The 21,638-nt window shown below is 40.7% G+C and carries 18 protein-coding genes; 16 read left to right on the top strand and 2 right to left on the bottom strand.

Annotated elements, in window-relative coordinates; all coding sequences use genetic code 11:
- The first annotated feature begins 142 nt into the window (after positions 1-142).
- The 16 genes from AC1XTG_RS21165 to AC1XTG_RS21090 all read left to right on the top strand — a co-directional run bounded on the left by AC1XTG_RS21165 (position 143) and on the right by AC1XTG_RS21090 (position 19,012).
- Positions 143-1,159, top strand: a complete 1,017-nt coding sequence (locus AC1XTG_RS21165) for an NAD-dependent epimerase/dehydratase family protein (protein ID WP_484843335.1) — start codon at positions 143-145, stop codon at positions 1,157-1,159.
- A gap of 37 nt (positions 1,160-1,196) precedes the next feature.
- Complete coding sequence (locus AC1XTG_RS21160) at positions 1,197-2,723, top strand: MATE family efflux transporter (RefSeq protein WP_484843334.1); 1,527 nt, start codon at positions 1,197-1,199, stop codon at positions 2,721-2,723.
- Positions 2,724-2,739: 16 nt separating this feature from the next.
- Positions 2,740-3,939, top strand: a complete 1,200-nt coding sequence (locus tag AC1XTG_RS21155; protein WP_484843333.1) for a polysaccharide pyruvyl transferase family protein — start codon at positions 2,740-2,742, stop codon at positions 3,937-3,939.
- Between the two features lies 1 nt (position 3,940).
- Positions 3,941-4,942: a glycosyltransferase family 2 protein gene (locus AC1XTG_RS21150; RefSeq protein WP_484843332.1), complete on the top strand. Its 1,002-nt coding sequence runs from the start codon at positions 3,941-3,943 to the stop codon at positions 4,940-4,942.
- On the top strand, positions 4,939-6,093 hold the full coding sequence (locus tag AC1XTG_RS21145; protein ID WP_484843331.1) for a glycosyltransferase family 4 protein: 1,155 nt from the start codon (positions 4,939-4,941) through the stop codon (positions 6,091-6,093). The genes AC1XTG_RS21150 and AC1XTG_RS21145 overlap by 4 nt, the downstream gene beginning before the upstream one ends.
- A gap of 22 nt (positions 6,094-6,115) precedes the next feature.
- On the top strand, positions 6,116-7,702 hold the full coding sequence (locus AC1XTG_RS21140) for a hypothetical protein (protein WP_484843330.1): 1,587 nt from the start codon (positions 6,116-6,118) through the stop codon (positions 7,700-7,702).
- 1 nt (position 7,703) lies between these two features.
- Complete coding sequence (locus tag AC1XTG_RS21135; RefSeq protein WP_484843329.1) at positions 7,704-8,774, top strand: CgeB family protein; 1,071 nt, start codon at positions 7,704-7,706, stop codon at positions 8,772-8,774.
- Positions 8,774-9,940: a glycosyltransferase gene (locus AC1XTG_RS21130; RefSeq protein WP_484843328.1), complete on the top strand. Its 1,167-nt coding sequence runs from the start codon at positions 8,774-8,776 to the stop codon at positions 9,938-9,940. Before AC1XTG_RS21135 ends, AC1XTG_RS21130 begins: the two co-directional genes overlap by 1 nt.
- Positions 9,941-9,971: 31 nt before the next feature.
- Positions 9,972-11,114: a glycosyltransferase gene (locus tag AC1XTG_RS21125; protein WP_484843327.1), complete on the top strand. Its 1,143-nt coding sequence runs from the start codon at positions 9,972-9,974 to the stop codon at positions 11,112-11,114.
- Between the two features lie 16 nt (positions 11,115-11,130).
- Positions 11,131-12,105 carry a nitroreductase family protein gene (locus tag AC1XTG_RS21120; RefSeq protein WP_484843326.1) on the top strand — a complete coding sequence of 325 codons (975 nt, stop codon included), beginning with the start codon at positions 11,131-11,133 and terminating at the stop codon, positions 12,103-12,105.
- Positions 12,106-12,125: 20 nt separating this feature from the next.
- Entirely contained in the window at positions 12,126-13,259 is a 1,134-nt protein-coding gene (locus AC1XTG_RS21115; RefSeq protein ID WP_484843325.1) for a polysaccharide pyruvyl transferase family protein, read from the top strand.
- A gap of 61 nt (positions 13,260-13,320) precedes the next feature.
- Positions 13,321-14,376, top strand: a complete 1,056-nt coding sequence (locus AC1XTG_RS21110) for an acyltransferase family protein (protein WP_484843324.1) — start codon at positions 13,321-13,323, stop codon at positions 14,374-14,376.
- A gap of 32 nt (positions 14,377-14,408) precedes the next feature.
- Positions 14,409-14,966 (top strand): WcaF family extracellular polysaccharide biosynthesis acetyltransferase, encoded by a 558-nt coding sequence (locus AC1XTG_RS21105; protein ID WP_484843323.1) that lies wholly within the window; start codon positions 14,409-14,411, stop codon positions 14,964-14,966.
- 33 nt (positions 14,967-14,999) lie between these two features.
- Positions 15,000-15,866 (top strand): glycosyltransferase family 2 protein, encoded by an 867-nt coding sequence (locus AC1XTG_RS21100; RefSeq protein WP_484843322.1) that lies wholly within the window; start codon positions 15,000-15,002, stop codon positions 15,864-15,866.
- 182 nt (positions 15,867-16,048) lie between these two features.
- Positions 16,049-17,329, top strand: coding sequence for a WcaI family glycosyltransferase (locus tag AC1XTG_RS21095; protein WP_484843321.1), 1,281 nt, complete (start codon positions 16,049-16,051; stop codon positions 17,327-17,329).
- Between the two features lie 315 nt (positions 17,330-17,644).
- On the top strand, positions 17,645-19,012 hold the full coding sequence (locus AC1XTG_RS21090) for a sugar transferase (RefSeq protein WP_484843320.1): 1,368 nt from the start codon (positions 17,645-17,647) through the stop codon (positions 19,010-19,012).
- Between the two features lie 122 nt (positions 19,013-19,134).
- Here AC1XTG_RS21090 and AC1XTG_RS21085 read toward each other — a convergent pair whose 3' ends face one another.
- Positions 19,135-20,274: an acyltransferase family protein gene (locus tag AC1XTG_RS21085; RefSeq protein ID WP_484843319.1), complete on the bottom strand. Its 1,140-nt coding sequence runs from the start codon at positions 20,272-20,274 to the stop codon at positions 19,135-19,137.
- 183 nt (positions 20,275-20,457) lie between these two features.
- Positions 20,458-21,638 (bottom strand): T9SS type A sorting domain-containing protein (locus tag AC1XTG_RS21080; RefSeq protein WP_484843318.1); only part of this gene is annotated, 1,181 nt, incomplete at its 5' end.

Raw genomic sequence — 21,638 nt, 5'->3', positions numbered from 1 at the left:
GATGAGATCAACGCAATTATTAATCCAAATTTTAAAATGACATATCTTGGATCGCGTCAACGTAGTTCAAATTACGTAGCTTATTCGCACGCGTGATCGACTACAATGGTATGTTATACACTCAACTTATATACTGATTACGATGAAAGTTTTAGTTACTGGTAGTGCAGGCTTTATCGGATTTCACACGGTTCGGCAATTTCTTGCAGAAGGATTTGAGGTTGTGGGCTTGGACAATATAAACGATTATTACTCTCCTCAACTCAAATATGCGCGGCTAAATGAGTCAGGCATCTCCCAAGACGACATTAAGTGGTACAAACTTGTGTCTAGTAGCACAAATGAGCGTTACCGCTTTGTTAGGATGAATTTAGAGGACAAGCAGCAGCTATTTAATCTTTTTCAGACAGAGCAGTTTGATATCGTAGTAAACTTAGCCGCACAGGCTGGCGTACGATATTCTATCGAGAATCCTGATGTGTATGTCCAATCAAATATTTTAGGATTTCACTATGTGCTAGAGGCATGTAGATACTTCGCTCCAAAACACCTAGTTCACGCATCCTCTTCATCTGTTTACGGCGCCAATGCGAAGATACCATTTGAAGAAGATGATAAAGTAGACTCCCCAGTAAGCTTATATGCAGCAACAAAAAAGAGCAATGAATTAATGGCTCATGCGTACAGTGAATTATATAATATACCCATTACTTGCTTACGTTTTTTTACAGTCTATGGCCCTTGGGGTAGACCGGATATGGCTCCTATGCTTTTTGCGAAGGCCATTTCGGAGGGAAAGCCGATAAAGGTCTTTAATAATGGAATTATGGAGCGGGATTTCACCTATGTAGATGACATCGTCATGGGCGTTGTTAAAACCGCTCTCTCAGACTTCACCTCAGCTTCTAAATATAGAGTCTTGAACATTGGCAACGGAGCACCCGTCAGTTTGATGGAATTCATTTCTGAACTTGAGAAGGGTTTGGAAAAGGTGGCACAAAAAGATTTGATGCCTATGCAACCTGGGGACGTACCAAGAACCTGGGCCAGTCAGGCAAAGCTTATGGATCTGACTAGTTACTCTCCAAATGTAAGCTTGAAAGAAGGCTTATTGCGATTTGCTCAATGGTATAAAGGTCACAACCAAAATATGGTTTAATAACAAGATGGGAAGGGCAAACAAGGTCGTTTTTAATATGGGTATCCTCTACGGAAAGATGCTCATAACAATGTTCATTACCCTCTATTCGACCAGGTTCGTACTAAACGGACTTGGTGCCTCGGATTATGGAATATACTATTTAGTTGCTGGCATTATCACAATGCTTTCATTCCTGAATTCTGCCATGACCGCTTCCACTCAGCGGTTCTTGTCATTTTATCAAGGAAAGAAGGACTGGCTGATGCAAAAAAAAATCTTCCATGCAAGTTTGGTTATTCACATGGGAATCGCTGCATTGATCGTTTTTTTGCTTGAAATAGGGGGATTGTTTCTTTTTGACCATTTTTTGAATATTCCCGCAAACAGGGTTGACGCAGCGAAGACCATTTTCCATTTTATGTCGGCATCCGTATTCTTTACAATTATTGCCGTGCCATTTACTGCATCTATCAATGCCCATGAAAACATTTTTTGGATTGCCGTAGTCAGTATATTTGAAACCCTAGCAAAGTTCGCTATAGCATTTTCACTGATTTATGTTACAACAGACAAACTAGTTTTTTACGGCTTCTTTGTTGCTTTTATAAGCGGGGCCAGTTTTTTGTTGTATTTTCTTTACTGTCTAAAGAATTATGCAGAATGTTCTTTTCGGGGGATCAATTTGCCTGATAGAAATACTATCCAAGAGCTCACCTCTTTTGCTGGTTGGAACCTTTTTGGTTCACTATGCGCGTTAGGGCGCTCGCAAGGCACTGCTATATTACTTAATCTATTCTTTGGAACTGTTGTAAATGCAGCCTACGGTATTTCCGGGCAAATAGCAGGTCAATTGAACTTCTTTTCCGCAACATTGCTGAGGGCTATTAACCCCCAGATTATGAAAAGTGAAGGTGCCGACGATAGGCAACGCATGCTTCGCCTGGCCATGATCGCAAGCAAGTTCGGATTTTTTCTTCTCGCGATAGCAGCGATACCAATCATGTTTGAACTTGAAACAATTCTTAATCTTTGGCTCAAAAAAGTACCGGCCAATTCAGTCATTTTTTGTACTCTGATTATCATCTCTTCACTCACAGTACAACTCACTGTTGGCCTTCAATCAGCAGCCCAGGCGACAGGAAAAATCAAGATGTATCAGATAGTTATAGGGACAGTTCTCTTGTTTAACATACCCATTTCTTATTTACTTCTCTCATTAGGGCTTCCCGCATATTCAGTTTTGGCTGTTACTATTTCTCTAGACTTTGCAGCATGTATGTTTAGAATTTATTTCTTAAGAAAGCTTGCGGGTCTGTCTGTCAAAGAATATACCGAAAAGGTTTTTCTCAGAGAAATAATACCGGTTCTAGTTTCGGTAATTGCATGCTTGCTCATTACTACTTATATTCATTTGGAATACAGATTTATATTGACTGGATTTATATCGGCCTCATTATTTTTAGTTGCTGTATATTTCACGGGACTGTGCAGCGACGAAAAACAATTGTTACACTCTATGCTCGGAAAATTGATCACCCGATTCTCAAATAAAAGGTCGGTTGCTACTCAAAATATTAAATAGCTTAACTTTCTTATTCATGAGTGATGTACTTATAATTGGAGCTTTTGATAGGAATAATTATGGAGATCTATTGTTCCCAATAATATTGGAGAAGCAATTAGCCACATATAATCAAAATTTCAATCTCGAATTTTTTGGCTTAGTTGACAGTGATCTTTCGGAAATCGGCGGAAAACCCACACTTGGAATTAGTGAGTTTTATAAGCGTTGCAATAGTGGCAAGTCCAAGGTAAATGTTATTTTAGCAGGTGGTGAATCAGTCGCCGTGAAATGGGGATCCCTCATTTCAGCGATCGATGGCAACTCGAAAATTGATATCGTACGATTCTTCACAAGATATCTCGCCGGGTTTATCAATTTTGATAGTTATGGCACTAAATTTCTAGGCCTTCATTCACCTTTTCCATTTCTTGTAACAAAGCAGCAATTCCCTAATATAAATAGAGTTATTTTGAACTCGCTCGGCGGATCTCGTGTCAATAAAAAGCTCCTTCAGGCTTATCCTGACGCACTCATGCGGCCGCTGCAAAACTCTGACTACTTTGCGGTTAGGGATCATGTCACACTAAACAATCTCGAAGTCAATGGTATTAACGCCAGTTTATTCCCGGATTCAGCGATATTAATGTCTGAGTTTTATGATAAAGAATATTTGGCAACAAAAGTAAGTGCGAAAGCAGCTTCATACGTTTCCCAAAATGGGGGTAAGTATGTATTTGTACAAGTTGGTAAGAGAATTTCGAAGGGATTTCACAAGGAAATTGCCAATGAACTTAATTCATTGGGAGCTAATCAAAATGTTAAGATATGTCTTTGTCCAATTGGCAAAGCACTTGCGCATGAAGATGATGTGGCACTTCGGGAAGTTGCAAAATATCTTAGCGTTGACTATGAACTCTTTGTAGATGTAACTATCTGGGATATTATGTTTCTAATAGCTAATGCAAAAACATATATAGGGACCAGTTTACATGGCGTGATTACAGCGATGAGTTATGCTGTTCCTTATATTGGCCTCAAAGGAGCCAAAGTTAATAGTTACATGAATACATGGGGAGTAAAAGGTTTGGATAGAACTAGTGAATTCCATCAAATTGAATCCGCTTACGTACGCAGTCGGGACATAAGTAAAGATGCTCTGCAGGAAAACCGACTAATGCAATTGTCCAGAATTCGGGAGTCTTTCGACAATATGGTCAAAATAATGGAAAACTAAGATGAGCGAACTGTTGACCAAACCAAATATTTCCATCATAACGCCCGTTTGGAATGGAATGCCATTTCTTCGGGAGTGCGTTGAGTCTGTATTGTCTCAAGAATATCAAAGCTGGGAGATGATCATTAGCGATGACGGCTCTAGTGATGAATCCAGGGAATACCTAGACACTATTAAGGACTCCCGGGTAAGAATTTTTAAACAAGAGAAAAACAGAGGAATTTTCGGAAATCTAAACTGGATTTTTGAACAGGCCTCTGCTCCGTTCTGTCAGATATTGTGTCAGGACGATTACTTTGTGGATAAACGCTCATTATCGCGAATCGTAAATTATTGGGAAACAGCTCCGGAGAACGTAGGTTTTGCAAGATTTAATCATAGCGAAACTGGCAAATGTGCTCTTACTAGATATCAAAAGAAAGTTATACCGAACATTGTCAAATCCGAAGATGCCACATTGTTATTTTTTTTGTTTGGCAATATTCCTGGCAACTTATCCAATGTTACTCTCAGAACAGATCTGGTAAAAAAATGTGGAGGATACAATCAGCAGCTTCCCTATGCTGGTGATTTCGACTTCTGGAGTCGAGCCTCACGGAAGTTTTCCATGGGCGTTGTTGATGATTTTGTTGTTTTTGTGAGAAGACATGAAGGTGTCGCTTCTAATCACTTGAACAAAAAAGGAGAACTGCTTGCACAGAAATCGAAGGTATTGTCCAAGTTGTACGACATTCTAGTTAATGAACTAGGCCAAAACAAATTACCTTTAAGAGTGCATGGAACATTGAATTTTGATACGCAGCAAAGATACAATGGTGTAAGAAGGAGGTTTGCAGGTAATAACACTTATCTCGTAGAGTTGGAAAAAGTTGCTGAAAAATCCCCATTTATATTGTCGTCTATGTGGCGTTGGGCTTTGTTTCTTGCAACAGCCGGAGGAAAGGTAGGGCGTGTAAGTTCAGCAAAACGAATTCTGGCAAAAAGGAATCTACAATCAATATGAAAGTTACTCAAGTCACAATAGGTAGATTTAGTCAGTTCCATTTAGCTCGACAATTAGTCAAGCATGACTTGTTAGACACTATTTGGACAGCTTACCCAAAATTCAAGCTAAAAAAAGAAAAAGGTATTCCTGAAAACAGCATTAAATCCTTTCCATGGATTTACACCCCCTACCTCTACATGTCCAACATAGGCATGAATAATTTCAAATGGATAAGTAGAGAATGGAATTGGCTGGCGCATGAATCCTTGGATCATCACGTTGCTCAACAAATTAATAATCCAACCATCGTTATAGGTCTCTCGGGTTCCGGTTTAAAAAGTGGCACTCGTGCACAGCAAGTAGGAGGAAAATATATTTGTCACCGCGGATCTAGCCACATTACATTTCAAAACGAAATCCTGACTGAGGAATACCACCGTTGGGGACTTGGCTTTGCAGGTATTGATGTTAGAAAAATAACGAAGGAAGAAAAGGAATATGCTGTTTCAGATGCGATAGTTGTTCCCTCCGAATTCGCGCGCCAAACTTTCATTGAAAAAGGTGTGGCACCGGAAAAGGTAGTTAAGCTGGCTTATGGTGCAAGTATGGACCGCTTTAAGAAGACGCTAGACCCAAAGAGTGGTCGGTTTGACGTACTGTGGGTTGGAGCAGTTTCAATTCGTAAAGGTTTTATGGATGCGCTACATGCTTTTCGGCAGTTTAAACATCCTAATAAATCATTTACTGTAATAGGAAGCGTACATCCGGAAGTACAAAAGCTTCTGCAAAAGGAAAAACTCTCGGATGTAATTTTTAAAGGCGTCGTTCCAAATGGCGAATTGTTAAATTACTACAGCCAATCTCATGCATTTCTCCTGCCTAGTATCGAAGAAGGTTTGGCAAATGTCCAAGGAGAGGCGCTGGCTTGTGGCTGCCCGGTTATTGCAACAAGAAATGCAGGGGCAGAGGATCTTTTCACAAATGGTGTAGAAGGCTTTATCGTCCCTACCCGATCACCTCAGATTATTGCCGAGCATCTTGAAATGCTGGCAGACGACAACTTTTTGCGCGAAACCATGTCTGCGGCAGCAATTACTAAGATCAACTCTCGTGGCGGCTGGGACTCTTACGGTTTAGAATATGCTAAACTCATAAAAAACAGGATCTGATAATCCTCATAAATATTCATCTATGAAGACTTTAGCAACATTGTCAGGTAATTCTAGGCAGGGTAGCAGTCTGAGACCGTCGATTTCAAATTCCGAAAGACCGTTAGGGCAATTTATCTTATTGACCTTGCCTGGATGGTTCTTTGCTTATTTGATTAGCGAAGTAATAGTTGCAGACCTCGCTGCGCTCTTTGGTAGTATCACGATGTTACTGTGGGTGTGGAACAGGTTAGGAAATCAGGTAGAAATGGTTCGCTTTGCTCGACTAGGGGCTGCAATGCTTGTTTTTATTCAAAATGCATCTTGGCTTATAGCCTCTATGTTTAGTCGAGCTGTCGACAGGTCTATTGAAGTTGCTCTTAGTAAAAATTTGGGCGGAGGTCTTACTCTTAGTAGTTACTGTTTGGCAATTATTTTTGTTACGCTCTTTTCAGCTGTTTTGGCATACGCTGGTTCAAGACCGTGGTTATATCGCTTGGAAATAGAGTTACGCAACAGAATCTTGCTATTTCAAAAAATCAATGTGCAGCGATTCATAATTATGATGCTGCTCATAGTAGCAATTGAATTAGGGCTGATTGGATCAGGGATTGTTGCGCAAAGAGGATTGAATGTGGCAGGATATGAAGATGGTGATATGCCCGCATGGATGGTACTTTATGAATCACTCTTACCGTTACATGTATTCTTAAACGCATTGTTATTTAGTTTGTTATGGAAAAAGGAAGTAGGGCATGCAAGGTTGTTGTTATGGATTATCTTGGCAGTATCAGCAAGTACCTGTTTCTTTTTACATTTTAATAAAAGTAGGAGCACCATGACATTTTCAGTTGTGGCTCACGCTTACTGGGCTATATTTTTCCTTGCAAAAAGACCAAATTTTGTTAGAGCTGTACTTATTATGGCAATTGTATACCCCATTGTTTCACAGGCTTTTCTGCTAAACAATTTTCTTCGAAGTGGGGTGTCAGGTGCTAGTGAAATTCAAGGAAGTGCGGTGGAAGTGATTTCGAAGACGTTAGATAAATTTCAACAATCTGAGGAATTACAGGCTGCAGAGAGATTTAAGACTGCCGTGAATCTCTCAACTAGGCCGCTTGTGGCAACACCACTCGCTCTATGTATTCAATTACCCTTGTGGAACAAATCGTTTACGGTTGGCAAAGATTTGTTTCACTCTCTGATCTGGGCATTACCAGGGCCTCTTGTTCCTAATAAAAAAGCATTCCCAAAACAAGAGCAGTTGCTATATGCAAACTTCCCTATTGGTACGCAGGATACAGCAGACTCCCTTTATCTTAGTTCATATGTGGACTTCGGATGGTTCGGCATACTCATCTATCCGTTGTTGCTTTTTGGCCTTTGGTATATGATGCTATCAATGAGTCAAACGATGAAACTCTCACCATTTCTTTACGCAATAATAGTAACAACCTTCATTAGCCTCTTTTTCCTGAGGCTTGGGGAGGCATCTATTATCAAGTGGCTGGTTTCACTTAGATCGATACTTTTCTGGGGTGTTTTCTTTTATCTGACACAAATTTTCCTTCGACTAAGACTTTCCTTTTTTAGAACAAAAAAAAGGAAACTGATTTCAAAATTTGCATAGCATGAGACTACTGTATTTAGGAAGTATGAAGTCTTCGGCGACTTCTAATCATAGAGCTCAGGCTTTAAAACGTCTCGGAAATGAGGTGGTTTGTCTAGATCCGTATGAATTGCTAAACTTTAAGCTGCTACCCGGATTAATGAGTCAAATGCACTTCCGTACTGGATATAAATTGCTTAATCAGAGGGTAGCAAAATGGCTGGAAACCCAATTACAAAGGGACAAGGCATTCGATGCTGTCTGGGTAAATGGCGGTGAGTTGTTAGGCAAAAGCAGCCTGAATATTTTAAAGAAGCTTGGCTGCCCTGTGATACTATACAATAATGATGATCCCACCGGGGGGCGGGATGGAAATAGATTCAATACGCTTCTCAATGCGATATCATCTTATGATCTTGCTGCCGTGCTTAGAGTGCCAAATATAGCTGAGTATCGGTCTCTTGGAGTAAAGAACGTTATTCGAGTTTACATGTCTTATGATGAGATAGTTCATAAACCCTATGATTCTGCAAGTGATATTCCGGCGCAATTCAGATCTGATGTGGCCTTCATCGGCACTTGGATGCGTAACGAAAATAGGGATAGATTCCTTCTCGATTTAATACAGGACGGTATCCCGGTTAGCATTTGGGGAGGGCGCTGGAAAAAGTCACCATTATGGAATGACTTGAAAGATCATTACAAAGGTCCGGCATTATCTGGCCGGGATTATGTAGCCGCTATTCAGGGAGCTAAAATATGCTTGGGCATGTTATCAAAAGGTAATAGGGATTTACATACAAGACGGTCGGTTGAGATACCGTATATAGGCGGTCTTTTCTGTGCAGAACGGACATCTGAGCACAGCGAAATGTATGAGGAGGGAGTCGAAGCGGTATATTGGAAAGACTCAAAGGAATGTGCAGAAGTCTGCAAAAAGCTGCTTGGTGATGATTTGCTCAGAACTAATATTAGAAATTCTGGCGCTGCAAAAGTAAGGGCTTTGAAAGTTGGGAACGAGGATGTTTGCAACACAGTACTGACAGAGATTAAAAGCCTGTTCCCGGTTGGCGAACTTAAAGACCTGAGCTGATGAAGCTAATTTTTATCACACATCCAACATTTTTAAGCTCTCAGAGCATGCCTCGTTACGCAAGATGGCTTGCTCAGGGTATGAAGTCTCGTGGTCACGATACTCAGATTATCTCACCTGATCCTATTGCATACAATTTACCTGTTCCTCAGAGCCTCAAGAAGTGGATGGGGTATTTTGATCAGTATGTTTTATTTCCAAAAAAGATAAAAAGTGATTACCTACATCGCAGAGACACATTGTTTGTTTTCACCGACCATGCACTTGGACCTTGGGTACCATTGGTTTCAAATTTACCTCATGTTATCCACTGCCATGACTTTCTCGCACAACACAGTGCGCTGGGCAATATTCCCGAAAATCCAACGAATTGGTCAGGAAGGAAGTATCAATCTTTCATAAGAAGGGGTTATCAGAAGGGACGAAACTTTATCTCGATTTCATACAAGACCCAAGCTGATTTACATGGTCTCTTAATGCAAGCACCAAGCATTTCGGAAGTCGTCCACAATGGGCTTGCTCAACCTTTTTCACCGTCCCAGAATGTTGAATTCGAGCGAAATGAATTAAGTCAGATTTTAAAGCAAGATCTTTCCACTGGGTTCATTCTCAATGTAGCTGGTAATCAATGGTATAAAAATAGACGAGGTGTGATTGAAATTTATAGTGCGTGGCGCGATGAAACAGCGTCTAAGATGCCACTTATAATGATCGGAGCAACTCCAAGCACCTCACTTGTTGCTTCGTACAATACATCAAAATACAGAAAGGATATTCATTTTTTCACCGGCCTTTCAGATGAAGTAGTCAGGAAGGCATATAGGACTGCTGCACTGTTCCTGTTTCCATCATTGGATGAAGGGTTTGGATGGCCGATTGCTGAGGCCATGGCATCGGGGTGTCCGACAATCACAACCAATCGAGCACCGATGAGCGAGGTGGCGGGTGATGCAGCTTTCTTAATTCCGCGCCGGCCCGTAGAGTCTGGCCAGTTAAAGCAATGGGCCATGACAGCAGCAGAACAGATTACGAAAATTGTTAACCTATCTGCAAAAGACCGAGAACAAGCTATTGCTAAGGGTATTGCTAATAGTTCAAGATTCAGTTCTGAAAAAGCATTAACTCAAATTGAACTACTTTATGAACGAATATTAGCACAAGGCTGATTACCAACGATATTCTCAACGTAAACGATAAATGAAAATTCTGCATACAATACCACGCCTCAGGATCAACGGCGGTGGACCGCCACTGAGCACTTCACTTACCGTCAAAGGTATCATGGACCGGGGACTGGATGTTGAAATACTTACATACGCACTTGAATCTGCGACAGACGTTAATATCATTGACGGCGAGTTCGTTCATTTCGTGCCATCCCCGTTCGAAAAGAAGATTGCATACTCAAAGCATTTTGATACCTTCCTTAAAAATCATAATAATTATGATTTATATCATTCACATGGTGTGTGGCAGTATCCCTCCTATGTAACTGCGAAACGAGCCCGCAGTTTCAGCAAGCCTTACATCCTTACCCCAAGAGGAATGCTGTATCCACAGGATCTCAAAAAATCAGCAATGATTAAGAAGATCGCTCTGAATATGTATATGTTAAGAGATTTACAGCAAGCTGCGTGTATACAAGCAACATGTCACGAAGAAATGGAGCATCTTAGAGCGTTAGGAGTTAAATCGCCAGTCGCGGTTATTCCAAACCCGATTGATGCCGACAGTTTTGGCTCACCGGACTTCACTGTAAAAAACAAAAATCGATTCGGCTATCTAGGCCGCATTCATCCTAGAAAAAACATCGAAAGGCTGATCTACGCCTGGAATGAACTGGGAGATTTAGTTCAAGACTCGGAGTTGCTGATCATTGGTGGAGAAGAAAATAGTTACGGGAACTTCCTAAAGGAGGAGGTGAAAAAGCTCGGATTGAAAAATGTCATTTTTACCGGCTTTCTCTCAGGTGATGCTAAGAATAAAACTATTGCCTCACTTTCTTACTTAGCAGTGCCAAGTGATTTTGAAAATTTCGGAATGATCGTTCCCGAGGCATTAATGCTGGGCGTCCCTGTAATTGCGTCAAAAGGGATGCCTTGGGAAGAACTTGAAACCAATTCGTGCGGTTGGTGGATAGATAATGATGTGCAGACAATAACAAATACCTTCAGAACAGCACTCTCGATTTCTCAAGCACAAAGAGTGCAAATGGGCCGCAACGGTGAAAAGCTGATCCGTGAAAACTATTCAGTTCAAGTAATCGCTGAGAAGATTGAAGAGCTTTACAATTGGATTCTTTACAAGAGTCCAATTCCCAAATTTGTTCACTTGTCATAATAGCCCTAGTATACTCATGAAGCGGTTTATAAAAAATTATCTCCCAAGTTTAGCGTTTGTTCTTCTGATACCAGTCTACTTCAGAGATTGGTACCGTTATGCCCGATATTCGGGTGCTGTAAATCTCAACGGAAAATACAAGCTGTCGGGTAAAATAACTGCACAATATCACGTAGTCGAGAAGGGATTGACTATGCCCGAGACGAGACTAGGATTTGGAAAGGCGAACATCATGACCTTAATCCAGAATTGCAACACCTATGTATCCAAGTATGGCTTGGATGATCAGCAGGTAAAACATGCTGTATCAGTCATTCTTGAGTATCGTGAATTTCATAGACTCCATGATTTCAAGCTTGACGACGACATATTGCACGCCACTCAAATTCTTGAACGCAATATGTCTTCCTGCTCTGTGAGCGAGCAGCGCTTGATGACAGGTGAAAGCTATTTTGCAAATAGCTCCGGTAATTTCCTAGACTTTTCGGAATCAAGATCAAGTATCAGAAATTATTCGAGTGTTGAAATTCCCATTGACCTAATCAACAAAGCAGTTTCGCTTGCGCGTAATACTCCCTCTGCATGTAATCGTCAAACTGTACGCGTGCATGTTTATTCCGATAAAAATACAATTAAAAAGTTGCTTGAAACGCAGGGTGGTAACCGTGGCTTCGGACACCTTGCCGATAAACTGATTGTTGTCACGGCTGAGCTTGGGGTTTTTCATGGTTTGTTTGAAAGAAATCAGGCATTTGTTGATGGAGGAATGTGGGCGATGAACCTTCTATATGCATTACATTACTATAAAATCGCTGCTTGTTCGCTTAATTGCAGCAGTTCTCCTCAAAAGGATGAAATTTATTGGAGGGTAGGAAATATTCCGAAATCCGAAAGTTTTATTATGATGATAAGCTGTGGATTCGTTCCCGAACATTTTAAAATTGCCTCTTCTGCTAGGTATCCGGTCGAAAACATTGCAAGTTTTCACTAACAACTGAAATATCAATTTAGATGAAAAAAATAGGAATCATTACAATAATTAAGGTAAATAACTATGGCGCCGAGCTACAGGCATTCGCGTTGCACCATAAGTTGGAAAAATTGGGATTCCATAATGAAGTAATTGATTACCTCTATTACACTAATCCAGAGCATATACCTACCAAGGGGTCTGTGCGTACGATGAATATTAGCCTAAAAAACAAATTCAAGTGGTTGGGCCATCGGGTTATAAATTACATTAATAAACTTAAGGGAAAGCCGAGTCAAAAAGCGAAAAACGTTAATCAGTTTCACGCGAGGCATACCAGGCTTTCACCAACTTACAATAGCTATGAAAAGCTTTACGCCGCAAATCTCCCATACGAAACATTTATTGTGGGTAGCGATCAGGTATGGAATCCGGTTACACATACTTCGCTGCAACCATATTTCTTAACCTTTGTAAAGGAAAATAAAAAGAAGATTTCCTATGCTTCAAGCTTTGGTGTGAGCGAAATTGGCGAGTCAAATAGGAACAACTATAAAAGTCTTCTTAATAATATTGATGTGCTGTCGTGCCGAGAACAAGCAGGTGTAGACATAATAAAGGACATAACTGGCCGTGACGCAACACGAGTTTTGGATCCTACATTGCTATTGACGCAACAAGAGTGGGAGGAAATAGCTATCCCTGTTGAAAGAAGTGAACCATATATATTGCTTTATGTATTAAGATTATCCGAATTCATGAAAAGTGTTTTAAAGCTTATTCATGAACAAACTGGCTTACAGGTAGTGAGTGTTGGCAGAGTGGCCAAATCGTTTGATTCGATAGAGATTGAAAGTTTTCCTGATGCAGGTCCCGCAGAGTTTATAGGTTTATTTTCGAGAGCTTCTTATGTAGTTACTGATTCATATCATGGATCAATTTTCTCCATTCAATTTAATAAACCTTTTTATACAGTAATTCCGTCGCGAAAAGCAAACAACAGCAGACAAATTAATTTAATGCAATTGCTCGGATTAGAGGACCGTCTCATTAAAGAAACAGAAATTTCACTAGTGCAACCTTTGGCTAAAATTGATTATGATACTGTAGCGAGCAAGCTTAGCGCTGAACGACAAAAATCAGTCGATTACTTGCTCAAAGCACTAGCGTCTTAAAGAACTAGGGCATTTTTGAAAAGCTGTGCTCGTGCACATAGAAACTCAACGATAAAACATTATGGAAAGAATAAAAGGTATAGACAGCATTCGCTTCATCTGTGCAGTAATTGTTGTCTTAGGACATCTCCGTGTTCCGGTTCCTGCATTCATTAGCAATATGGATTCATTGTTCGGAAAACTGCTGAATCATACAATAGCTTGTCTTTTTAATGGGCCAGCTGCTGTGATTGTCTTTTTTGTGATAAGCGGCTTTTGTATTTATTATCCATATAGCTCCGGTAAACGAATTCAATTGTCTTCATACTACATCAGGCGCATTACAAGAATATGCCTGCCAGCGATCATCGCATTCTCATTGTATAAGTACTTAGGAATGAATGTACCAGCTCCCGAGTATGGCATATTCTGGAGTATTCTATGCGAATTGATCTACTATGCGGTATTTCCATTACTACTATTTTTCCGTCAAAAATTCAGTTGGGACAAGCAGGTTGCGATTGCATACATTTCCTCCTTGATACTCGCGTTACTCAATTGGGATCGGATAGATGAAGCGAATGGTTCCTATGTTATTAGCGGAAATGGCATATTATTTACAGCATTTATTGGATTGCCTTGCTGGCTTCTGGGCTGCTGGTTAGCCGACAATTACAAGCGTTTTCCATTACTTTCGACCCAAAATATCTGGATTGTACGCACAGGTATTTTTTCTACCAGCGTTGTTCTAAGGGTCGTCAAATTCCACGCCGACCATGTTTTAGCCAGCAACGTATTCACGTTAAATATCTTTGCTTTTCTCGTGTGCATATGGTTTGGCCTCGAAGTCAAATATTTCATTGATCATAAGGCAAATAAAACATTAGAAAGTGCAGGGCAATGGAGCTATTCGCTTTATATGATTCACCAGCTTGCCCCGAAGGTTTTGGTACTCGTGGGTGTTAGCTTGATGCCTGGATTTGAGTTAAAGATCATAGCTATTATTGTGGCACTTTTCTTATCATACATATTTTATCTATTGATTGAAAAGCCTTCACATATGTTGGCAATCTTCCTTAGTAAAAAGACAAAAGATATTCCTAACAAGCCTGTAGCACCTAGGAAAATTACTGGTTAAAATAGATACATAGACATTCCTGCTGCCTTTGAATGAGTAAATCAACTTTGATCAATCAGGACACACACGATGGTCCATCATTTTCTTTTCGTAACCGAATCGCACGTGTCGTATGGGCATTGTTTTCAATCCTATTTAAGTTATCACCTATACCGTTTCATGAGTTCAGAGCAGTTTTGTTAAGATGCTTCGGCGCTAGAATAGGTAAAAAGACCCATATATATCCGGGGGTGAAAATTTGGGCTCCATGGAATCTAGACATAAACGATCAATGTGGAATTGCCAGTGGAGTGAATCTTTACTCCCAAGGGAAAATTACAATCGGTAGGAAAACCGTTATTTCTCAAGGGTCTTATTTATGCGCTGGAACACACGATTACACGAAAAAAGGCTTTCCCCTAATTACAAAGCCAATCACAATTGGCGATAACTGCTGGATTGCTGCTGAAACTTTTGTTCATCCGGGTATCACTATTTCCGACGGTGCAGTGATTGGGGCAAGATCCGTAGTTACTAAGGATATGCCACCCTGGATGGTATGTTCAGGGAATCCTTGCAAGGCGCTGAAAGCACGGGTAATGACTGACTAAATAGGGTTCTAATGATTAACGCTCCCCACAACAATGATTGAAACCAGCTTATTAGATATAACGATTGCAATTCCAACTAAGAATGAGGAGAAAAATCTTTCAGGATGCCTGGCTGCAATAGGCCAGGATTTCGCGAGAAGAATTGTAGTCATCGATTCAGAAAGTACAGATGCGACTACTGAGATCGCTGCTGCTATGGGCGTTGAGGTCGTAAATTTTAAATGGAATGGTCGTTTCCCTAAAAAGCGAAATTGGTTTCTGCGAGATTCTACCATTACTACGAAATGGGTACTGTTTCTAGATGCTGATGAGTATATAACACCTGAATTCAAACAGGAGGTACGCGAAGCAATTGCCAAAAATGATTTCGTCGGTTATTGGCTTAACTACAGTATCTACTTTATGGGCAAAACCCTTCAATGGGGATACCCGTTGAAGAAACTCGCACTTTTTCAAATTGGAAAAGGTGAATACGAAAGGATTGATGAGGAATTCTGGAGCCATCTTGACATGGAGATCCATGAGCATCCAATCCTTGATGGTAACATTGGAAAAATAAAGAGCAAAATAGATCACCAGGACTTTCGTGGAATATCACACTATGTCAAGAAACATGATGATTATGCGAATTGGGAAGCATTGCGATTTCTTAAACGAGAGCATTCCCGCGATGCTGAGACACAATTGACTTGGAAACAATCGATCAAGTACAAACTTGTTGACACACCCTTTGTCGGCATTTTATACTTCCTCGGGAATTATATATTGCTTGGAGGATGTCTGGACGGATCACGGGGTTTGGCATTCTCGATCCTAAAAGCATCATACTTTGTCCAGGTCTATTGTAAAATCCAGGAGTTTCGAAAGGCCAGTATAGATAGAAGTAACGTCTTAATCTGATAATTGGAGGCTATTCGGTGGTGCTGACTGCGAAATAGCAAAGTCTCAGGAAAAATGGAAGCTCACGATAGCTTTTACACCAAACAACGGTACACTCTGACGCGGCGAAAATGCTGGTAATTCCAAAACAAAGGACAATCGCATGCTAATATATTTAACTAATAAGTCAAGAACGGATTGAAATGCGCATCATCTTATACGGAATTAACTACAGCCCGGAGCTTACAGGAATTGGTAAATATACAGGCGAAATGTCTACATGGCTGGCAAGGCAGGGACATGACGTCACTGTTGTGACCGCTCATCCATATTATCCCGAATGGGCAGTTCATACAGGTTATGCAGGAAAGCTATGGTTCTCCGAAGAAATCGACGGTGTAAAAGTTTTCCGTTGTCCATTGTATGTTCCAAAACATGTGACGCCTGTTAAAAGAATAATACACGAGTTCTCATTCTTTCTAAGCATTATACCTGTCTGGCTATATACGTTTTTTTTAAAAAAGCACGACATAGTTATCAGTATATCTCCACCATTCCATCTTGGCATCCTACCGCAGCTATATTCAAAAATACGGAGTTCGCTTTATATTACTCACGTACAAGATCTCCAGATCGACGCGGCCAAAGAGTTAGGCATGATCAGAAACAAAGCTATGCTAAATCTAATGTTTTCGCTCGAGACGCAGTTGTTGAAAAGAAGCAATTTAGTATCATCCATCAGTGATGGGATGATTTCGAGAATAAAATTAAAGATAATGCCAAGTTCTCGCGTTGTTCTACTCCCGAATTGGGTGGATACCAACATGATTCGCCCCCTGGACAAGCATGATTCGCTACGTGCTGAATTTGGTCTAAGTAACGAGGACAAGGTGGTTCTTTACTCAGGTAATCTTGGTGAGAAACAGGGACTTGATGCAATTGTATCCGTTGCGTCCCGTTTCTCTACACAGAAGAATGTCAAATTCTTAATCGTTGGTGCCGGTGGAGGAAAAGAAGCGCTTGTTGATCAAGTTAATGCGCTTGGATTAGATAATGTTAAATTTCACCCACTTCAACCATATGAGAAAATGTCTCAGCTACTTGCAACAGCTGATCTTCACCTGGTTTTGCAGAAAAAGTCTGCAGCTGATCTCGTGATGCCTAGCAAGTTGACAGCGATTTTGTCCGCCGGCGGATGTGCGATTGTTACCACGCTTCCAGGAAGCTCTTTGCACAATATGATACACGAGCACCAACTTGGCCTGATTGCAGAGCCAGAATCTCCTGATGCCCTATACAAGGCAATTATGACTGGCTTGATTGAATCAACCAGTATTTACCGTATCAATGCCAGACGCTATGCTGAAAGGTATCTGAACAAAGACGCAGTATTAATGAATTTTGAAGCGACTCTCAATAATATCATAGAAGGACGAAGAGAACTGGGTCTTCAAAAGCCAACAGATCAGTTTCTTACAAACTAAAACCCGCAGAAATACAGTGGCTTACCAAGAGCAAGCACGATTTAAAACAATGTGCAATGCTTCATCCAATCGGACATTTTAATCTTGGGAATAGTTCGTTCCATAGCTCAGAAATTCACATATAAAACTTAGAGCGGGAAGAGTAGGAAAATTTGCATAATTTTCGTAAAATTGAACTATTCAATGTTTGCGTCTCTTTGAATAATCCGAATCTCAACGTTTATTTGTTAGGTAAAAACCTCTATTTCAATAGAAAGTTGAATAAAGTAGAGGTTTTAGCTATGTGTAAATAATTTACTCTATACTCAACGTAATATGAAAAACCGCTACGCAGGGATTTTACCCAAAATTCACTTGTGGACAGACATTGTCCTTCTTAACTCTTCATTTCTAGCAGCATACGCGATTCGCTTTGAAAGCCTCACAAAGCTAGTTGACAATCAGTACATTATCCTTTTATTAGTTGCTAACTTGATCTGGATCTTCACAGTACATGTGTCGCACCCCTACTCATTTTCGCGACTATCGTACAACATCAACGTTCAATTTAGACGATTTTTTCGCTCGGTAATCATTCACTCAACTGCGATTACCGCCCTTTTATACCTCGTCCAGGAAGGCGATGCATTCTCGAGAACTCAATTTTTGATGACTTATGCTTTCTTTCTTGTTTCGGCTACAGCTTGCCGAATTGCTGTGATATTTTCATTGAAAATATATCGCCAGGCAGGATATAACGATCATCGTTATGCAATTGTTGGAAAGGGTGAAGTTTCTAACATGATCCGTGGCTTCTATGCGGATCGCAAAGAACTCGGTTTTCGTTTTTGTGGGCTCTTTCAATTCAATAATGGTGAGTATGATCTGAATAGTCTTGAAAATATGGTCAAAACTCAGCAGTTGGATTACCTGTATTGCTGCCTGTCAGATCTCAATGATGAGCAGATTAAAGGTATAATCAAGCTGGGAGAAAGACGAAAAACTCAGGTTAGGCTTGTGCCAGATTTTAGGGGTTTTATGACTAATATGGCTACTATTGAATATCATGATCTGTATCCTGTAATTCAAGTTAATACCAAGCCATTTTCGAGTGTCAATGAGCAAACATTTAAACGTTCATTTGATCTGATTTTCTCAACTACGGTAATGATCTTGGGAATGCCGGTCTTTTTAACTATCATGATAGCTCTCAAATTATCATCACGCGGTCCGGTATTCTTTCGTCAAAAAAGGTGTGGCAGATGGGGCGAGATGTTTGAAATTTATAAATTCCGTACTATGTACGTTGATGCCGATAAGATGGGGCTGCAGCATTCTAAAGGAGATGACGACCCAAGGATAACCCCCATCGGAAAGATTCTACGTAAGTCAAGACTAGATGAACTCCCACAGTTCCTAAATGTTCTACGTGGTGAAATGTCTGTTGTAGGTCCCCGCCCATTATTTAAGTATGACGTCGACATGTTAATGGAAGCTGAACCACATGATTTCCAAAGGCTTCTTACCGTTAAGCCTGGTATTACTTCCATTGGCCAAATAAATGTTGGTTACGCAGATAGTGTTGCAAAGAATGTTGAACGCTTAAAATATGACCTTCAATATCTTAAATCTTATAGTGTTTTTGATGATGTTCAGCTTATACTTCGAACAGTTCAGGTAATGGTACTTGGCAAAGGAAGGTAGACGTCTTTCGGAAACAATGTATATCAAGAACAAAGCCCGCACCTTAAAAGATGCGGGCTTTGTTCTTGATATATGAATATGCAATTACTCCGAAATACTTCATATCTCCATGTCCCGGAGCATTATAAATGCTTCACCTGCGTTTCTTTAAGCATGTAGATTCTACCCTTTACCCAGTTACGGATCCGATCAGTCTTTTTCTCAAATGCTAAGTAAAAACCATATGCAATTACAAGTATGATGGCGCAAAGTAAAACAAAAGCTGTTAGATTCTCGATGCTAGGATATTGTCGTTGCCGAAGAAGCGCACTTGTCAGGAAAACGCAAATTGGCATATGAACAAGGTACAATGTATAAGAAAAATTGGATAGCGTCCTTGATATTTTCCGCAAAAGTTCTGACCTCATTTCAAGCTTAAAAACGTTCCATATCAATAAACCTGCCGCAACTGACAAGGAGAAGTCGTTGAATATCCAATGCAATTTATTTGCCCGGATAAAAGTTAGTGTCCCGGCGAAGAAAAGTATAGATAAGACTATGACCGGCGGTTTACCAACCCATTTAAAATAATCATTCTTGCTTAAGAAGTACACTAATCCCCCTACTAACCATACAAGGAAATATTTACTTATTTCTTCACCCACAAAAATCAAAAGCGCAACTGCTGCAGTTGTCAGAATTAGGCTTTTCAAAAGTCTGGTCCTGTTTATGAAAGCAAAGTAGAGAAGTGGAAAAATGATATAATAAAAAAACTCATACGCCAAGCTCCAAAGGGGTGTATTAGAACCATATGGTAAAACCAAAATATTTTGAAGAAAAAAAACGTTGCCCAGAAAAGTCGAAATGCCAATTTTTCCAGTAGGATTGACCTTTTGAAGGCTATCAATTTGTCCGGTATACGCTATTGAATCTCCAAAGAAACTCAATCCTGTTCTATCTAGTAATAATGTTACAATCAACGCGGGGATTAACACTACCCATAGACGACTTATACGATCAATCAGATAATTTGATGCTGACCACCTGCCACTATTTTCAGCGCGATCGATACTACGAATAATAAAAAAACCAGACAATACGAAAAAGATGACAACAGCTGAGTGTCCAAATCCGGAAATAAAATAAAATAGGCTCAAATAAGGGTTACTATCAATATCGGTATAGTCGACAAAGTAAAGTACCCGAATGTGCGACAAAAACACAAGTATCGCAGCCAAACCTCGTATAAGATCCAGCCAATAGAAAGTAGATTTATTTTGCATGCGAAAAGCGTTGAGTATAATTAAAGCTAACAATTATACGCATATTTTCGCATACTTGAACCAGCACATATTCATAAGCGATTACAGTGGCAAATTCGCAATCTTATGCAGATTGAACCGAAACAAGTTCTGGTTCAATCTGCATAAGAATTAAAATAGCTGCTGAGAAGAATCAAATCTTAATTATTTAACTAATGCTACTCGCTTGACTATATGCCCTTCAGAGCTATCAAATTGAACAATGTAAGTTCCAGAAGCTTGGTTTGTAAGATCAACTTCCTCCAGCACGCCCGACTTGCTGCCTATTAATTCTTTTTGGTAAACTCTTAGGCCAGAAAGATTCAACACGGACAATGTTCCTCGTTTACCCTCCCCAAGACTGGCATTGACCCTGAGCATACCGGCTGTTGGATTTGGTGAGGTTGTCACTACTACAATGGTTTCAACTTCCTTCGCAACAATCTGCTCGGGTGCAGCAATTCGCGCTGTCGCGCCTGAGCTATTGCATGTCACTGTCCACGTAGACCTCAGGAAATACTCTGTCCCTTTAACGCGGATCTTCAGCTCATGTGGCTTACCATCTTTCACGCTTGCAGGTATGGCCATACGGAACCCATATTTGGCAGTGCCCGAGCCAGCAGCTTCAAGGTCAGCACGGAAAATATCTGCCACGGTTGTGGCCCGTACAACACTGCCTTCCATGAGCTCAACCGTAAGTGTCTTTTCAGGATAGTTTTTGTCCCAAACGTACCCGCGGAATGTATTACAATCCGCGCCTTCAAAGTTACCCGCATACAACGAGGGCACCTGGCATGTGATGGTCTTGGGGCCACCGGCCAGAAGAACCGTCGTTCCTTTGATACGAGCTGCCAGCGTATGTGGCTGGCCGTCTTTCAGGATATCGGGCAAGGACACACTAAACCCGTAATTGCCAGTGCCTTTGCCATCCGATTTCAAATCAGCGCGGTAAGTTGTTGCAACAACCTGGGCCCGCAACGTAGTGCCTTCCAGGATCTCAACAGTCAGTCCCTTCTCCGGGAAATTCTCGTCCCATGCATAACCTGTAATCACATTGCAGTCAGCCGATTCCAGGACCCCGCTGTACAATGGTAATACCGCACACGTGACACTGATCGGAGAAGCAGTAGGTGAACCAGTCAGCTGGAAGCCGGTATCCTTGATCCGGGCGCTGATCGAGTGCGCTTTGCCATCTTTCAGACTAGCAGGAAAATCAATACTGAACCCGTAATTGCCCGTACCAAAACCCTTGGCTTTCAAATCGTCCCGGTAAGTATTGGCCAAAACACTGGCAACAACCTGGGTACCATCTAAAATTTCAACCGTATAAGAAGCTTCCGGATAGC

It is taken from the genome of Dyadobacter sp. HNCC25DJ183 (assembly GCF_056895175.1).
This window is presented reverse-complemented; position numbering and strand designations above follow the sequence as displayed.

What these genes read in the sequence shown, in the direction of transcription:
- AC1XTG_RS21165 (WP_484843335.1), top strand. Translation starts at nt 143, where the DNA reads ATGAAAGTTTTAGTTACTGGTAGTGCAGGCTTTATCGGATTTCACACG.
- AC1XTG_RS21160 (WP_484843334.1), top strand. Translation starts at nt 1,197, where the DNA reads ATGGGTATCCTCTACGGAAAGATGCTCATAACAATGTTCATTACCCTC.
- AC1XTG_RS21155 (WP_484843333.1), top strand. Translation starts at nt 2,740, where the DNA reads ATGAGTGATGTACTTATAATTGGAGCTTTTGATAGGAATAATTATGGA.
- AC1XTG_RS21150 (WP_484843332.1), top strand. Translation starts at nt 3,941, where the DNA reads ATGAGCGAACTGTTGACCAAACCAAATATTTCCATCATAACGCCCGTT.
- AC1XTG_RS21145 (WP_484843331.1), top strand. Translation starts at nt 4,939, where the DNA reads ATGAAAGTTACTCAAGTCACAATAGGTAGATTTAGTCAGTTCCATTTA.
- AC1XTG_RS21140 (WP_484843330.1), top strand. Translation starts at nt 6,116, where the DNA reads ATGAAGACTTTAGCAACATTGTCAGGTAATTCTAGGCAGGGTAGCAGT.
- AC1XTG_RS21135 (WP_484843329.1), top strand. Translation starts at nt 7,704, where the DNA reads ATGAGACTACTGTATTTAGGAAGTATGAAGTCTTCGGCGACTTCTAAT.
- AC1XTG_RS21130 (WP_484843328.1), top strand. Translation starts at nt 8,774, where the DNA reads ATGAAGCTAATTTTTATCACACATCCAACATTTTTAAGCTCTCAGAGC.
- AC1XTG_RS21125 (WP_484843327.1), top strand. Translation starts at nt 9,972, where the DNA reads ATGAAAATTCTGCATACAATACCACGCCTCAGGATCAACGGCGGTGGA.
- AC1XTG_RS21120 (WP_484843326.1), top strand. Translation starts at nt 11,131, where the DNA reads ATGAAGCGGTTTATAAAAAATTATCTCCCAAGTTTAGCGTTTGTTCTT.
- AC1XTG_RS21115 (WP_484843325.1), top strand. Translation starts at nt 12,126, where the DNA reads ATGAAAAAAATAGGAATCATTACAATAATTAAGGTAAATAACTATGGC.
- AC1XTG_RS21110 (WP_484843324.1), top strand. Translation starts at nt 13,321, where the DNA reads ATGGAAAGAATAAAAGGTATAGACAGCATTCGCTTCATCTGTGCAGTA.
- AC1XTG_RS21105 (WP_484843323.1), top strand. Translation starts at nt 14,409, where the DNA reads ATGAGTAAATCAACTTTGATCAATCAGGACACACACGATGGTCCATCA.
- AC1XTG_RS21100 (WP_484843322.1), top strand. Translation starts at nt 15,000, where the DNA reads ATGATTGAAACCAGCTTATTAGATATAACGATTGCAATTCCAACTAAG.
- AC1XTG_RS21095 (WP_484843321.1), top strand. Translation starts at nt 16,049, where the DNA reads ATGCGCATCATCTTATACGGAATTAACTACAGCCCGGAGCTTACAGGA.
- AC1XTG_RS21090 (WP_484843320.1), top strand. Translation starts at nt 17,645, where the DNA reads ATGAAAAACCGCTACGCAGGGATTTTACCCAAAATTCACTTGTGGACA.
- AC1XTG_RS21085 (WP_484843319.1), bottom strand. Translation starts at nt 20,274, where the DNA reads ATGCAAAATAAATCTACTTTCTATTGGCTGGATCTTATACGAGGTTTG.